At 41.7% G+C, this 14,151-nt stretch carries 15 protein-coding genes and 1 tRNA gene; all 16 read right to left on the bottom strand.

From position 1 onward, the window contains the following. Positions 1–18 precede the first annotated feature (18 nt). On the bottom strand, positions 19–1,302 hold the full coding sequence (gene tig / locus PFJ30894_RS04225) for a trigger factor (RefSeq protein ID WP_021718223.1): 1,284 nt from the start codon (positions 1,300–1,302) through the stop codon (positions 19–21). Positions 1,303–1,469: 167 nt separating this feature from the next. Further along, positions 1,470–1,544, bottom strand: a tRNA-Gly gene (locus PFJ30894_RS04220). A gap of 83 nt (positions 1,545–1,627) precedes the next feature. After that, positions 1,628–3,232, bottom strand: coding sequence for a Na/Pi cotransporter family protein (locus tag PFJ30894_RS04215; protein WP_046430254.1), 1,605 nt, complete (start codon positions 3,230–3,232; stop codon positions 1,628–1,630). Between the two features lie 215 nt (positions 3,233–3,447). Further along, positions 3,448–3,687, bottom strand: a complete 240-nt coding sequence (locus PFJ30894_RS04210) for a thioredoxin family protein (protein WP_021718221.1) — start codon at positions 3,685–3,687, stop codon at positions 3,448–3,450. A 143-nt stretch (positions 3,688–3,830) separates the two neighbouring features. Further along, on the bottom strand, positions 3,831–4,463 hold the full coding sequence (locus PFJ30894_RS04205; RefSeq protein WP_021718220.1) for a cyclodeaminase/cyclohydrolase family protein: 633 nt from the start codon (positions 4,461–4,463) through the stop codon (positions 3,831–3,833). A gap of 1 nt (position 4,464) precedes the next feature. Next, complete coding sequence (locus tag PFJ30894_RS04200) at positions 4,465–5,997, bottom strand: bifunctional metallophosphatase/5'-nucleotidase (RefSeq protein ID WP_125669124.1); 1,533 nt, start codon at positions 5,995–5,997, stop codon at positions 4,465–4,467. Between the two features lie 96 nt (positions 5,998–6,093). Next, positions 6,094–6,510 (bottom strand): RuvC family protein, encoded by a 417-nt coding sequence (locus PFJ30894_RS04195; RefSeq protein WP_125669123.1) that lies wholly within the window; start codon positions 6,508–6,510, stop codon positions 6,094–6,096. Then, a complete protein-coding gene (locus PFJ30894_RS04190; RefSeq protein ID WP_021718217.1) occupies positions 6,497–7,669 on the bottom strand; it encodes a DUF3084 domain-containing protein in 1,173 nt (390 codons plus the stop codon). The genes PFJ30894_RS04195 and PFJ30894_RS04190 overlap by 14 nt, the downstream gene beginning before the upstream one ends. Positions 7,670–7,706: 37 nt before the next feature. Further along, positions 7,707–8,798: an LptF/LptG family permease gene (locus PFJ30894_RS04185; RefSeq protein ID WP_021718216.1), complete on the bottom strand. Its 1,092-nt coding sequence runs from the start codon at positions 8,796–8,798 to the stop codon at positions 7,707–7,709. Positions 8,799–8,809: 11 nt separating this feature from the next. After that, the gene (lptB, locus tag PFJ30894_RS04180; RefSeq protein ID WP_021718215.1) at positions 8,810–9,529 is read right to left on the bottom strand and encodes an LPS export ABC transporter ATP-binding protein; all 720 of its coding nucleotides are present in this window, start codon (positions 9,527–9,529) and stop codon (positions 8,810–8,812) included. Continuing rightward, positions 9,529–10,323 carry an LptA/OstA family protein gene (locus PFJ30894_RS04175; RefSeq protein ID WP_021718214.1) on the bottom strand — a complete coding sequence of 265 codons (795 nt, stop codon included), beginning with the start codon at positions 10,321–10,323 and terminating at the stop codon, positions 9,529–9,531. Before PFJ30894_RS04175 ends, lptB begins: the two co-directional genes overlap by 1 nt. Further along, the gene (gene lptC, locus PFJ30894_RS04170; protein WP_021718213.1) at positions 10,316–10,876 is read right to left on the bottom strand and encodes an LPS export ABC transporter periplasmic protein LptC; all 561 of its coding nucleotides are present in this window, start codon (positions 10,874–10,876) and stop codon (positions 10,316–10,318) included. Before lptC ends, PFJ30894_RS04175 begins: the two co-directional genes overlap by 8 nt. After that, complete coding sequence (locus PFJ30894_RS04165; protein ID WP_125669122.1) at positions 10,863–11,765, bottom strand: lysophospholipid acyltransferase family protein; 903 nt, start codon at positions 11,763–11,765, stop codon at positions 10,863–10,865. The genes lptC and PFJ30894_RS04165 overlap by 14 nt, the downstream gene beginning before the upstream one ends. Beyond that, a complete protein-coding gene (locus PFJ30894_RS04160) occupies positions 11,765–12,310 on the bottom strand; it encodes a KdsC family phosphatase (protein WP_125669121.1) in 546 nt (181 codons plus the stop codon). Before PFJ30894_RS04160 ends, PFJ30894_RS04165 begins: the two co-directional genes overlap by 1 nt. Next, positions 12,310–13,275: a KpsF/GutQ family sugar-phosphate isomerase gene (locus PFJ30894_RS04155; RefSeq protein WP_044491876.1), complete on the bottom strand. Its 966-nt coding sequence runs from the start codon at positions 13,273–13,275 to the stop codon at positions 12,310–12,312. Before PFJ30894_RS04155 ends, PFJ30894_RS04160 begins: the two co-directional genes overlap by 1 nt. A 36-nt stretch (positions 13,276–13,311) precedes the next feature. Then, complete coding sequence (gene kdsA, locus PFJ30894_RS04150; RefSeq protein WP_125669120.1) at positions 13,312–14,130, bottom strand: 3-deoxy-8-phosphooctulonate synthase; 819 nt, start codon at positions 14,128–14,130, stop codon at positions 13,312–13,314. Positions 14,131–14,151 lie beyond the last annotated feature (21 nt).

The raw sequence follows: 14,151 nt of genomic DNA, 5'->3' as shown, positions 1-14,151 counted from the left end.
GCCGGCGGCAAAATGCCATTATTTTGCGTTGTCAATAACAACGTGAGCAGCTTTGCGACGCAGAATATTTGCAAGCAAAAGTCCCATGTTACCATTGGATTTAATGATATTCTTTACTTCGTCCAGCGTAGCACCATGTTGAGCAGCAATAGCAGATAATTCAGCATCAACGTCTTCCATAGATACCTGAATGTTTTCTGCTTTAGCAATAGCATCCAGAACCAAATCAGTTTTTACGTTTTCAGCGGCAGTCGCACGCTGGTTTTCGCGGATCTTAGCCATATCCATACCAGTATACTGCATATACATTTCTAAAGTCATTTTACGGCTTTCCAGACTCATACGCATTTCGTCAACCATTTGGCTGATGCGGTCTTCGACCATAATCTCAGGAACTTCAAATTTAGCATTGGCAACAGCAGCATCAATCAATGCTTTTTCATATTCAACCTTCGCATTGTTTTCAGCATTCTGCTGCATACGTTCTTTGTACGAAGCTTTCAGTTCAGCAACAGTTTTATATTCACTGTTAGCTGCAACATATTCGTCATTCAGCTCAGGCAGCTCTTTGCGTTTTACATCTTGAACGTTAACTTTGAACACAGCTTCTTTACCAGCCAGTTCTTTAACGAAATAATCTTCAGGGAAAGTTACTTCTACATCAGTAGCATCGCCTTTTTTTAGGCCAACCAGCTGATCTTCAAAACCAGGGATAAAGGAGTTAGAACCAACTTCCAGAGGATAGCCTTTACCTTCACCGCCGCTGAAAGCTTCACCGTCTACAGTGCCGGCGAAATCAATAATTGCAAAATCACCTTTTTCAATAATTGTACCTTCTTCAGCAATTACCATTTTGGCCTGACGGCTGCGCAGTTCTTCTACTGCAGCGTCAACATCTGCATCTTCAACAACAGCTTCTTTTTTCTCTACAGACAAGCCTTTGTATTCACCCAGTTCTATTTCAGGTTTCAAAGTGACTTTGATAGTCAGTTCCATATCTTTATTTTCTTCAAAAACAGATTCTTCAACTTTGGGGTCGGACACAGGAATCAGGCTCTCCTGATCAAGTGCTTTAGTATAGCAATCATTAGCAACGATTTCGAATGCTTCTTGTTTAATGGCATCTTTGCCATAGTGCATTTCAATAATGTTGCGGGGTGCTTTACCTTTACGGAAACCGGGAATGTTTACGCTGTTAGCGATTTTGCTTATAGCTTTTTTAAAGCCTTTATTCACTTCCTCAGCGGGTAAAGTAATTTTGAGGGTTGCGTCATTCACAACTCTTTCAACAGATACGTTCATTAAAAAATCCTCCCTTAGGTTTTATATGTGTACAAAATTAACAGCTTGTTCAAGGCCAATATCAAAAGATACTGACATAAATCGCTCATAATATCATATCACAAGGATCTAAAGTTGACAAGAAGCAACAAAAAACCCGGCAGGTTTCTGCCGGGCCAATATTCAAGTGGAGCGGAAAACGAGATTCGAACTCGCGACCCCCTCCTTGGCAAGGAGGTGCTCTACCACTGAGCTATTTCCGCATTGATTAGCAACAAGATGTATTTTAGAACAGAACGCCATCTTTGTCAACATTTTTTTGAAAAATTTCTATATTTTTTTACTTTTAAAAAATTCCCAAAACTAACTGGCTGATATTTTTTGAATGATCGGAAACGCGTTTCATATTTATTAATAATTCCAGCATTACAAAGCCAGCAACCGGATCACAACGTTTTTCATTCAATCGTACGATATGATTTTTCCGAATCTCTTTCTGATACTGTTTAACCTGACGGCACAATGCCCAGGCTTCTTCAGCCAGTTTCTTATCGTCTTTTTCCAAGGCTTCCAAAGCTTTGCCGCTGGCTTCTAGCACCATCTGCCCTAAAGTGTGCAGCTCGGCTTTAGCCTCATCTGAAAATTTTACATTATCTTCGTAAATCATCCGTACTTTTTTCGCTAAAGTTTCACCATGATCACCAATACGCTCAATATCGTTACAGGCATGTAAAAGACCTGTATGCCGGGCTGATAATTCCCTGCTCATCTGCGTTTCACTCATTTGCGTCAAATATTTGGTAACTTCTTCTTCCAATGCATCTATCACTGGTTCATGTTCTAAAACATAAGCGATTTTCCTGCTGTCCATGTCTTCCATTGCCGCTATGCTCAGTTCAACATTATGACGAGCCATGGTTCCCATGCGCACAACCTCTTTACCAGCCAGAGTCATAGCGATAGACGGGGTTTTAAGCATATTCACATCCAAATATATCGGTTTGCGCGAAATGACACCGTCACTGCCAGGCAGTAACCGTTCCACAAGCTTGATAAAAGGAGCAGCAAAAGGCAGAAAAATAAGTGTATTGATAATATTAAAGGCTGTATGCGCATTAGCGATCTGACGCGCTATATCATGAGCAGGTGATACTGCCAAAACAAGTTTTATGAACAATCCCATAAAGGTCACGAAAAGGATGCTGCCAATCAGATTGAACAACACATGCGCTAATGCAACACGTTTTGCCGTAACATTTGCACGCCAGGCCGCCATGATTGCTGTAATGCAGGTACCGATATTATCGCCCAGAAGTACAGGAATTGCACCTTCCAAAGGTATCAACCCCTGGCTTGCCATGGCAATCAAAATACCAATAGTAGCGGAGCTGGATTGAATAAGTACTGTCATTACAATACCTACGCCAATACCTAGAATCGGATTATGAGAAAATTTGCCAATAAAATCAACAAAGCCCTGATACTCGCGCAGGGGTAAAACAGATTGTCCCATCATACTCATGCCCAGCATCAGGATACCAAACCCAAGAAGTACCTGCCCCAGATATTTCCCACGACGGCGTTTAGCAAGCAACTGCATTGCAAACCCTATTGCCAAAATCAAAGTAACATAATCAGTAAGTTTAAATGCAATCAACTGGGCGGTAATAGTGGTACCAATATTAGCACCCATAACAATGCCGAACGCCTGTTTCAGTGTCATCAGCCCGGCATTTACCAAACCAACAGTCATGACTGTTGTTGCACTGCTGGACTGCAAAACAGCAGTTACAGCTGCACCCAACGCTACTCCGACAATCAAAACCCCGGTCAATGCTTCCAGTATTTTCTGCAATTTTTCACCAGCAGCACGCTGCAGACCATCACCCATCAATTGCATGCCATATAAAAACAATGCCAGACCACCTAGAAAGCCAAAGAAATATACCATAATTGCCCCCAGTTCTCACCTTTTTATTTTGTACTTGACTTTTATTATACTAGATTTTACAACGAGCTTACAAGAAAAAAACTTTTCCGCAGCGTCTTATTTTACTGTCCCGGCGGGACTTTTATGCAGCAACAAAAAAATCCCCATATCAAAATGATATGGGGTAAAAAATCAATATAACATTTGTATACTCAAGCAGCTCACTCTAATGCCATTTAATTCAAATGTCTGATAATCTCCATTATTTCTTCAACAGGCAGCACACTGCCGCCTGCAACAACTTTTTCATCAATAACCAAAGCTGGTAAGGCCATAACTCCGTAAGCGACTACACGCCGTAAATCATTAACACGTTCAAACTCAGCATGACATTTGAGTTTTTTAGCCGCGATGGCTGCATTTTGCAATAACAATTCGCATTGTTTCGTCATAGGCCCTAAAACCTTTATATGCATTTATATCACCTTCGCTTTTCTTAGTGCTTGGCTTACAGTTATAGGATACCAAAAGCCTTTGTCCTAAGTTGGGCTAAAAAGTGAACTGTTTGTGAATTTTCAGACAATTCATCCTACTTCGCTCAATATTGACAAATTTTACTTTATGACAGAACTTTATCAGTATGCTCCAAAATATTTTTTTCTGCCGATAAGGCTTCTTGCTCCAATGCTGCAATTCTTTCGACAAGAACTGAGCAATAGTCCTGATCGCTAATCAGATTAAGATTTATTTTTACATTATAAACTGCGCTACGTACAGCTGCCCTGGCCATCAATGCCGCTACAGCAGCATCTGTAATTACGGCTGGATTACCTAATTCTGCCGCTTCTGCCGCCAAAAGTAAAACTGCCAGAGCTTTTTCACCGATTTTCAAAGGTATCTCTGCTGCCATTTTAGCAGCTTCCTGAATTTTTATTTGGCGCAGTTCTTTTTCCAAATCTGTTGCTTTCGGCATCTTATAACATTTCATAAATGCTTCAAAAACGCTGGCATCCTCTTGTACCAACTGAAGCAATTCTTTTCGCAAATATTTACTTGCGGCTGCCAACCTAATCATTTCACCTTCTACCGATAAAAATTTTTCTTTTCCCACAGTAAGATTGGCAACCATTGAAGTTAACGCCGCACCTATGGCTCCACCTAATGCAGCGGCACCTCCACCTCCTGGTACAGGTTCTTTAGATGCAAGTCTTTCTAAAAATTCATCACAGTTAAGTTTCATAAAATCGTTCATTTTAGACTCCCTGTTTTTTTATTTGTAATCGCTCATCATGAGCAGGATAGTCAACCATTTTCAAGCTTCGCAGCGCAAAAGCAAAAAAAGTCTTATCCTTACCACAATCCCTCAAATGCCGTGCATTTTGCAGGCTGTAAAAACCATCGCCGCCACTGAACATAAAATCATTACTTATGACCTTATAATATTTTTCATCCGCTAATGTGCTGCCATCAGACAAAGTAACACTGCTAATTCTCTGTCCTTCCTCCCTTCTGATATCAGCACTGATCTGCAACCCTGAAAAACGCAGCCTGCTGATATCCGGGTTGCCAATACCATGTTCCAGAACCTGCCTCAGATCACTGCCTTTTACTTCTGCTGTATATATGGTACTGTCAAAGGGAAAGATTTTCAATAAATCACGAACCGTTACCCTTCCAGACGGCAAAGTATCACGTATAGCTCCACCGTTATATAAAGCAACATCAGCCTTAAAGCCGTTTTTCAAAACATCCATAAAAAAGTCTCCGACTCTTGATTCTCCATTACGGTCATTTGTCAGCACCTGGTTATTGACAGCTAAAATCTCATTATATTTAGAATCTATGTTTTTAAATATTGGTTCCAAAAACCTTTCCATTGCATTATCCTGTACTCTCGGTAATTCGCTTAATTTATAAATACGCGAATTTGCAGAAACAACCTTCTGAGCTGCCATGGAATATAACAAATTGATTCTGCCAACTGCCTCCCCATAGCATCCGGCCTGGATTACCGGAATATCTCCATATGTCCCGCTGACACACAAATGTGAATGTCCTGTGACAACGGCATCTACTCCATGAATTTTTTGCAAAATCGGTACTATCTCCCCTGTAATACCATGTTTCTCCCCTTGACTGCTGCCAATATGTGTCAGTAGAACAATAATTTGTGCCCCTTGCCTTCTCAACTCATCAACATATACCTGTGCAATCTGTTCCGGCGGTAAAATTTTTACCTTCTGCAAATTAAACTGCGATGCTTTTTCCTTAGTTTCAACCGTAGTAAGACCCAATATACCAATTGTCAAACCATTCCTCTGCAACATTACATATGGTTTAAAAGGTTCCGCAACTCTATCACCTGCAGCCTCAACAATATTTGCTCCCAAAATAGGGAAATTTGCTGCGGCAGCCTGCCTCTTTATTACGTCCAGAGGATAGTCAAAAATATGATTGCCTGCTGTATTCGCGCTAAAACCCATCTTATTCATCGCTGTCACAACTGGCAGTCCCTGATACTCATTGGCATCAATTGTTCCAGAAAACATATCACCACCGCCCAAAAGCAAGGATCCTACAGGATTTTGCTTCATCAGTTCGTTAATTACTCCTGACAAAACAGCAATTCCAGGATCAGCAGCTTCAGCACGCAGGTGCCCATGGAAATCATTCACACTGTAAATATCTATTTCGACAAAGTTTTTTTCTGCCGCATTTACGGCCGTTGCTATCAACAATAACAGTAGTGTTAACCATATCAGACTACATTTTTTCAGTCTGATCATTTTTCCACCCCCATTTTAAACTGCCTTGATTTTATTCGCCGCTGCCCAATATTTTCCCTGCTAAAAAAGCACAGGGAAAATTTCCTGTGCTTTTTATTATACTGTATTTATTTTTTTCAAATAACGACGTACCAAAACAGCCGCTGCGTAACCGTCTAAATTAACAGGCGGAACTTGCAAACCCAAAGGAAGTAAACGGCGCCAGCCCTGCGGAGGGTTTTCCTGCCAATACAAATTTCTGGCCTCTTCCGTACTGTAGCCTTCTTCTATCATTAATATCTTAATTACAGTAGTTACTTCCATCAGCATTTTTTTTATGCTGTCACAGTTAGTGCCGTTCCCCAAAATCACAGCAGCTGGAGCAGATCCTAATATTTGCGGCAGCACTTCTGGTAAAGTTTCTGTTGCCAGTACTGCAACCTTTTTTATTCTTCCATCTGCCTCTACCCATGCAAATCCAGTTTTAGCACTACCAGGATCAACGCCTAAGTACCATACTTTATTTTCCGGCATTTTCCACCTCTAAGCGCAGTAAAACCGGTCCAGAAGCGTTAATGTCACCTTTAGCATAGGCCTTAAGTATAACTTTCCCGCCATACTTAGCCATTTTCTCACCTGTTTCGACCATTGTTCCAGCATCCATATTACCAACCTTACCTGTAAGCGGGTCTGGTATGACTCCGGCAGCAACAGCTACACGGTTAATATCAGACAGAAACTCTAATATTTCACCATTCATACTGCTCTCACTTTGTTCAAGGTCTATTTCTTTACTAAAAATCAGCTCGTTATTTTTATAAATACGATTGTCCGCTGCCAATTCCAACGTACATACAGCCGGTTCTCCAGCAATAATATTAGCAACAGTCCTTACTCTGACAAAAATATTCCCCTGCGCAGCTTTAATGCGCGTCAAAGCCTCTTCAATTACCTCATTAGGCATCCATATGGCCTGCACAGGTTCTTCTGCTTCTATTCCCATACGATGCAGGGTCACTTCATTAGCCGTAGCTAAAAACAACTGCATTTGCCGACTATTTTCTTCGTCATTTAAACTGCCTTTTAAAACTCCTGCATAAACAACTTCGCCGCTTCGAAAAACAACCTGACCTTCACGAATAGCTAAAATTCCTCGCCGCAGACGTTCTGTCATCTGTTCCAGATTAGTTACTTCCCCTTCAAGAGACTGCTTAGCCTGCGACAATTCTCCTACAGCCGACTGAGCCTGCTGAAGCTGGCCTTTGGCTTCCTCATAATTCTGACGAGCAGCAACTAACTGATTCTCAATCGCCGCTTTTTCAGCCGCGCTGGCTTTTATCTGTTCATCCAAAGCCAGAATTGCCTTATTCTTTTCAGCAACATCAGCCTGAGCCTTTGCCAACGCCACAGACGCCTGATCTTTTTCTCTGTTCAAGGCCGCTAATTCATTCTGAAGCTTTTCCATTCCAAACATTGCGGTTCTAGCACTGTCAGAAGCAACAGCCATTGTTACCAAAGTAATAGAGGCGATCAAAATTCCGGTTATAACGGTCATCAACACAGAAGTATGATAGGGCCTTAAACCAAAAACAGAAAGTTTTTTCTTGCCGATCTTACTTCCCAGTTTATCACCAATAAAAGCAATCAAACCGCCAACTACTGCCAGAATTAAAATCAACCGTAATCCGAACATGAATACACCTCCTTTACTTCAAAATATATTTTTTAAATCAAGCGTTTTTCTTCTGCAGTAAAAATACACCGGCTCCCAAACAAATCAGATTGGGAATAATACATGCCAGCAGAGGATTCATCACCCCGCCTTTACCAAGACCTGTAGTAAGTGTCATTATCGCATAATAAATAAAGATTACGATAATACTGATACCAAGGCCAATAGAAGAACTTGTTCTTTGTTTCTGAGTGCCTAACGGAGCACCGATCATAGCAAAGAAAAAGCTGGCTAACGGAATCGAAATCCGCATATAGATTTCACACCACTGGCGTGCTGTCGGCTGATGCTGTCTTTCTAAAACAGAAATATATTCACGCAATTCCCTGATTGTCATTTCCTCAGGTTCTTTTTGTTCCCAGGAAATCTCTCTTGGAGTTACATCAAGCGGGATGATCTGCTCTTTAAATTTAGCAGTGCTTTTAATGCCTTCCGCTTCGTTCATTGTATAAACAGTACCATCTTCCAGACGCCAGGATCCATTTTCCCAGTAAGCTTGTTTAGCTGTTTGAATTCTCGCCAGATGAGATTTTTCAAACTCTTCGATCGTAATATTTTCCATTAAACCTTTTTCTTCATCAAAACGGCGGGCATAAGTAATTCTCTGAGTACTGCCACTCAAAGTTTTAATGATAACATGATCCTGGGTTCTCGGTTTAGTATTCTTTTTAATCTCATATTCTAAAATCCTGCCATACTGTACTTTTGCCGCCGGCACTACCTTCTCTGCCCAAACAACAGAAAACATGCTGACAAAAAAAGCTACGATCAGTACAGGTGCAACAATACGGTAATAACTGATACCCCCTGATTTCATTGCCACAATCTCGCTGCTGCCTGACAATTTACCAAATGCCATCAGCGAAGCCAGCAGCATCGACATTGGAAAGGTATAATTTACTACTTCTGGTAAACTATACATAAATAATCTGGCAATAGTTTCTCCCGAGGCCCCGTATTTAGTCATGTATTGTGTCAGCTTAAAAAGCATGGAGCTGGCAATAAAAATACTGGAAAACGAAGCGATACCAAAAATAAAAGGGTACAGCAATTCACTTAAAACATAACGATCCAGTAAGCGTAAACGCATCCCTATTCCTCCTACATGCTAAAGTTTTCGCCAAGATAATATTTACGTGCCGTTGGATCGTTAGCGATGGTTTCGCTGTCACCATGAATTAAAATTTCACCGTTGGCAAGGATATATGCTTTATCAACAATACTTAAAGTTTCTCTCACATTATGGTCTGTTATCAGGATACCAATTCCGCGCTTTGCTAAATGTGCTATCATTCCCTGGATATCTGATACAGCAATAGGATCGATTCCAGCAAAAGGTTCATCTAACAGAATAAAAGCAGGATCCGTAGCCAAAGCCCTGGCGATTTCAACACGTCTGCGCTCACCACCGGAAAGCTCTGTTCCTTTGCTTTTTCTTATGTGTTCAATACGAAATTCTTCGATTAAAGAATTCATTTTGTTCACACGTTCTTCCTCAGTCAGAACAGTCGTTTCTAAAATCGCTAAAATATTTTCTTCAACTGTCATTTTTCGAAAAATCGATGCTTCCTGCGGCAAATAACCGATGCCAGCCCTGGCCCGTTCATACATTGCCAAAGATGATATATCATCTCCATCTAAAGTAACTACACCTTCATCAGGACGTTCAATGCCTACAATCATATAAAATGTCGTAGTCTTACCGGCACCATTAGGCCCCAGTAACCCGACGACACTTCCCTGCTCTACTGTGATACTGACCCGATTAACAACGCGCCGTCCTGAATATTCTTTTACAAGATCTTTCGTTTCTATAATCACTAGGCGACCTCCACAGGTGCTTTGGCCATTTGTAATGCCGCATTTTCATCTGCAGTTACATTTTCTTTCTTCTCCACAGGCTTAGGAACATAAACAATTTTTACATTTCCACTGGCTTCTGCCTTATTAGAGGTATTGTTCAGACGCAGGCGATTTCCTTCTACTGTATTCCCATCCTGTGTCGCTTTTGCGTTACCAATCAGTTCTATATAACCGCTATTATTTGTTTCATAAACAGCGGTATCTGCAGAAGCTGTCAAATCACGAGGCGGGCTGGAAATAGCTACACCACCGGTCGCATTTGCCACACCAACTTTTCCATCATAAGTAATTTTCACTGCATCCAGAATGCTTCCATCAGCCATGGACAAACGTGCCCAACTACCAACAGTCTCAGCATATTCACGATTTTTATAATAATCAACACGTTCAGATGCTAAAGTTTTATCACCTTTAGTCAGACGAGCATCACCTATCGCCGAAGAATAATCTTCATTATGCATTACAAATGTATAACAAACAACATGCGAGTCATCACGATCAGCAACAACACCGCCAGTCAGCCTGCCGGATTTTGTTTTGCTGTTAAATTCAGCATTAGCAGCAGTTGCAGTACCGCCATCTTGTTTCAATACTACATTTCCCTTGGCCATACCGTCCCCAGACTGCATATCATATTCAATAGTATCAGCCTTCACACTGAAATTCGAGCCTTGAGCGCAAGCAGTCCCAAGCATGCCCACCATAAAAAATATCCCTATCATCATAACGATAGTCATTTTCAGTTTATTCATTATAATCGCCGCCTCTCTGAACTTCCGCATGCCCTTCTAATTTCAGTCTTTCAAATGCACTACTGGTAACAGCTTTGTCTCCTGTCGCCAAGGTATCATCTTTAAGCAGCCTTACATTCCCCGAAGCTGTAATAACATCTTCAGTCTGCTGCCAACGTATGCTTTCGGCAGTCAGCTTACCGCCACTGGATAGAACTGCTACCACTTTATCATTCAGTTCAAAATCCTTTGCCTCATTTTTTACTTTACCGCCGCCGGCCACAACCTCTAAAACACTGCCGTCTTCACGGTAAATTTTACCTTTAACACCTTTTAAAACAGCTTCACCGCTGCTTTTGATCTGTTCAACTTCTTCAACAGTAAATTCCCAGACTTTCTTACCGTCCACTTCTCTGGCCAAAGTACTATTCCTTACTTTAGCATTCGCCCCAGAGCTTTCTTTCTGAACTGGATTGTTGGAAGGAGCCTCACCGCCGAGCATAAGCCAGGCAATAATGACGCCTGTTATAACTATTGCACCCACGATCATCTGGAAGCCTTTATTTCTCAACATGCTCCTGCTCCTTTCCTGTAGGTGTGTATGGCGTATTCCAGCGATGCTGGAACCATAACCAGTTATCAGGATATTCCCTGATAACTTCTTCGACAATTCTGGTCATTTTTAATGTAACGCGATAGTCATCCAACTGCCTATCGTCGGTATCTTCATAGTAAATAGGATCTTTGACGATTGCCTGATGCCCATAATAACCTTCTTTACGTACAATAAAAATAGGTATAATAGGAGCTTTAAATTTCCTGGAAAAATATGCCGGTCCAGAGGGTGTAGCTGCCATTTTTCCAAAAAACGGTACAAAAATACCGTCATATCCGCCATCCTGATCTGCAATCAAGCCCAGCATGCGGCCTTTTTTCATTGCTCTGGCACAACCAAGAATTTCACTTGTACCACGAGAAAATATTTCCTGACCTACGCTTTTGCGCAGTTCGTTCATAAAATCACTGTAGACTCTATTAGGCTGTGGTTTTTCAACTGCACTTATAGGAAATCCATACAAAGATAAAGCAGCACCCAGCCATTCCCAATTATCCATATGGCAAGCCAGCATAACTACACCATGACCTTCATTCAACGCTTCCCATAACACATCCGGACGATCAAAAGTAACCAAACCACGAATATTATCTTTATTGAGTGCTGGCATATACATTATTTCCATAAAAGTTATGCCTAATTTCACAAACAATGACTTTATCGTGCATTTAGCTTCTTCATCAGAATAACCAAGTCTTTCCTTGATAGTTTCCTCTGCACGGATCCTCTGTTTTTTTGCAATTGTATGATAAAGGTGCCCTATGCCGATACCAATGTTCACCACCAGCTTATAAGGCAGCCATGATACCAAGGTACTGATTGTTTTCAGTAAATAGTAAAGCCACATTATTGAGCGTCTCCCTGTCCCTCTTGTAAATAACTGTTTACAATTTTATCCCAGTCACCACGAGCATTTAAAATAAACTCTGTAATTTGACGCACTGCTCCGCCGCCGCCTTTTTTTTCTGCTACAAAATGACATACCTGTTTTACTTCTTCTACAGCATCTGCCGGAGCACAGGCCAGACCAACCTGTGTAAGCACTGGCAAATCATTTAGGTCATCGCCGACATAAGCCGTTTCATTTAAAGACAAATTATATTTTTGCAGCAGCTCCGCTAAAGCACTTCTTTTCTCTTTAACATTTTCACAAACTTCGACGATCCCTAATTCTCTGGCCCTTCTGCGAATAATTGGACTGCAGCGACCGGTAATAATCGCAACCTGCAGTCCGCATCTTATAGCGCAGCTGATTCCCATACCATCTTTAGCATTAAAGCTCTTGAAAAGTTCCTGCTCAGCATCAAGATAAATCGAACCGTCTGTCATAACACCATCGACATCCAACACCAGCAATTTAATTATCTGAGCTGCTTTTTCTATGTTTTTCATTATACCACACCCTGACGTACCAAGTCAGTCATATGCAATAATCCAATAACACGACGCTCCTCGTCAATAACAGGCAGCACTGTAATAGGCTTAGGACTGTTGCTTTCCATCAGATGCAGTGCCTGAGCCGCCAGTTTATCTTTAGTAATAGTTTTAGGGGCCCTGGTCATCAGTTCAGTAACAGGACGCTGCAGAAAATCAATCCCCTTACTCAGCCCACGGCGAATATCTCCATCAGTCAGAACGCCAATCATAATTTCATTATCGTCAACTACAGAAACAGCGCCAAGCCCTTTATCAGTAATTACGAATAAAGCATCCTGAACAGTTGTTGCACCATTAACAACAGGATTATCAGCACCACTATGCATGATGTCCTCAACAGTTAAGAGCAGCTTGCGTCCCAACGAACCACCAGGATGGAAAACAGCAAACTGACTGGCAGTAAATTTACGTTTGGACAACAAGGCCAAAGCAAGCGCATCACCATAAGCTAATGCGGCAGTAGTACTAGATGTAGGAGCCAGCCCTAACGGACATGCTTCCTGCGAAACACCAACATCTAAAGTAATATCAGAATTTTTTGCTAAAGAAGACTCAGCATTCCCAACCATAGCAATCAATTTTGCCCCTATACGCCTTAAGGATGGCAGTATATGCAGTACCTCTCCCGTTTCGCCGCTATTAGACAGAGCGATCACGACATCGCTTTCGGTTACCATACCCAAATCACCGTGAATACCTTCGGCAGGATGGAGATAAAACGATGGTGTACCTGTACTGGCAAACGTAGCCGCCATTTTTCGTCCAATGATACCTGATTTACCCATACCAGTGATGACAACTCGTCCTGGACAGTCTAAAATCATAGCCACTGCTGCAGAAAAATGCTCGTCAACGCGAGGTACGAGCTCTAAAATAGCGTCAGCCTCCATTTGCAAAGTATTGCGCGCCTGCTCTAACATTTGTTCCATGCTCCAACTCCCTCTCACTTACCAGATCTAACCGCGTACTATTTTATCAATAGCCAAAACATCTGTTAAAAGTTTCTCTAACTTGTCCAAACGAACCATATTGGGTCCATCAGACAACGCTTCTTCCGGATTATCATGTACCTCAAGAAAAAGAGCGTCAATGCCTACAGCCGCAGCAGCTCTGGCCATATGAGGCACATACTGGCTTTGACCTCCGGAAGTCTTTCCCTGACCGCCTGGAATCTGAACGCTATGAGTAGCATCCATCACTACCGGATACCCCAACTCACGCATAATTGCCAAGCTGCGCATGTCAGTAACCAAAGCATTGTAACCAAAGCTGGCACCGCGTTCAGTCAGCATAATATTATGATTGCCTGCCTCCTCAGCTTTTTTCAGTACATTTTTCATGTCCCAGGGTGCGAGGAACTGGCCTTTTTTAATATTAACTACACGTCCTGTTTTTGCTGCTTCGTAAACTAAATCCGTTTGACGGCAAAGAAACGCCGGTATTTGCAGAATATCTAAAACTTCAGCAGCTTTTTCCACCTGAATAGTTTCATGAATATCACTGACAACAGGCACACCTAAATCTTTTTTAATCTGTGCTAAAATCTTCAACCCTTCTTCTAATCCCGGTCCACGGAAAGAGCTGTAAGAAGAACGATTGGCTTTGTCATAGGATGCCTTGAAAACATAAGGCACACCTAATTTATCAGCAATTTTTTTAACTTCCTTACCGATCATCAAACTGTGCTCATAACCCTCTAAAACGCAGGGTCCTGCCATCAATAGCAGCGGATGCCCCTGTCCAACTTCATAATCACCAACTTTTACAATGTTCATGTCCGACCTCCTTCTGGAATA

Source organism: Phascolarctobacterium faecium (genome assembly GCF_003945365.1).
Taxonomy (GTDB): domain Bacteria; phylum Bacillota; class Negativicutes; order Acidaminococcales; family Acidaminococcaceae; genus Phascolarctobacterium; species Phascolarctobacterium faecium.
This window is presented reverse-complemented; position numbering and strand designations above follow the sequence as displayed.

Bases quoted from the DNA above. Each gene is read 5' to 3' on its own strand.
- tig (WP_021718223.1), bottom strand. From the start codon at position 1,302: ATGAACGTATCTGTTGAAAGAGTTGTGAATGACGCAACCCTCAAAATT.
- PFJ30894_RS04215 (WP_046430254.1), bottom strand. From the start codon at position 3,232: ATGGTATATTTCTTTGGCTTTCTAGGTGGTCTGGCATTGTTTTTATAT.
- PFJ30894_RS04210 (WP_021718221.1), bottom strand. From the start codon at position 3,687: ATGCATATAAAGGTTTTAGGGCCTATGACGAAACAATGCGAATTGTTA.
- PFJ30894_RS04205 (WP_021718220.1), bottom strand. From the start codon at position 4,463: ATGAACGATTTTATGAAACTTAACTGTGATGAATTTTTAGAAAGACTT.
- PFJ30894_RS04200 (WP_125669124.1), bottom strand. From the start codon at position 5,997: ATGATCAGACTGAAAAAATGTAGTCTGATATGGTTAACACTACTGTTA.
- PFJ30894_RS04195 (WP_125669123.1), bottom strand. From the start codon at position 6,510: ATGCCGGAAAATAAAGTATGGTACTTAGGCGTTGATCCTGGTAGTGCT.
- PFJ30894_RS04190 (WP_021718217.1), bottom strand. From the start codon at position 7,669: ATGTTCGGATTACGGTTGATTTTAATTCTGGCAGTAGTTGGCGGTTTG.
- PFJ30894_RS04185 (WP_021718216.1), bottom strand. From the start codon at position 8,798: ATGCGTTTACGCTTACTGGATCGTTATGTTTTAAGTGAATTGCTGTAC.
- PFJ30894_RS04175 (WP_021718214.1), bottom strand. From the start codon at position 10,323: ATGAATAAACTGAAAATGACTATCGTTATGATGATAGGGATATTTTTT.
- lptC (WP_021718213.1), bottom strand. From the start codon at position 10,876: ATGTTGAGAAATAAAGGCTTCCAGATGATCGTGGGTGCAATAGTTATA.
- PFJ30894_RS04165 (WP_125669122.1), bottom strand. From the start codon at position 11,765: ATGTGGCTTTACTATTTACTGAAAACAATCAGTACCTTGGTATCATGG.
- PFJ30894_RS04160 (WP_125669121.1), bottom strand. From the start codon at position 12,310: ATGAAAAACATAGAAAAAGCAGCTCAGATAATTAAATTGCTGGTGTTG.
- PFJ30894_RS04155 (WP_044491876.1), bottom strand. From the start codon at position 13,275: ATGTTAGAGCAGGCGCGCAATACTTTGCAAATGGAGGCTGACGCTATT.
- kdsA (WP_125669120.1), bottom strand. From the start codon at position 14,130: ATGAACATTGTAAAAGTTGGTGATTATGAAGTTGGACAGGGGCATCCG.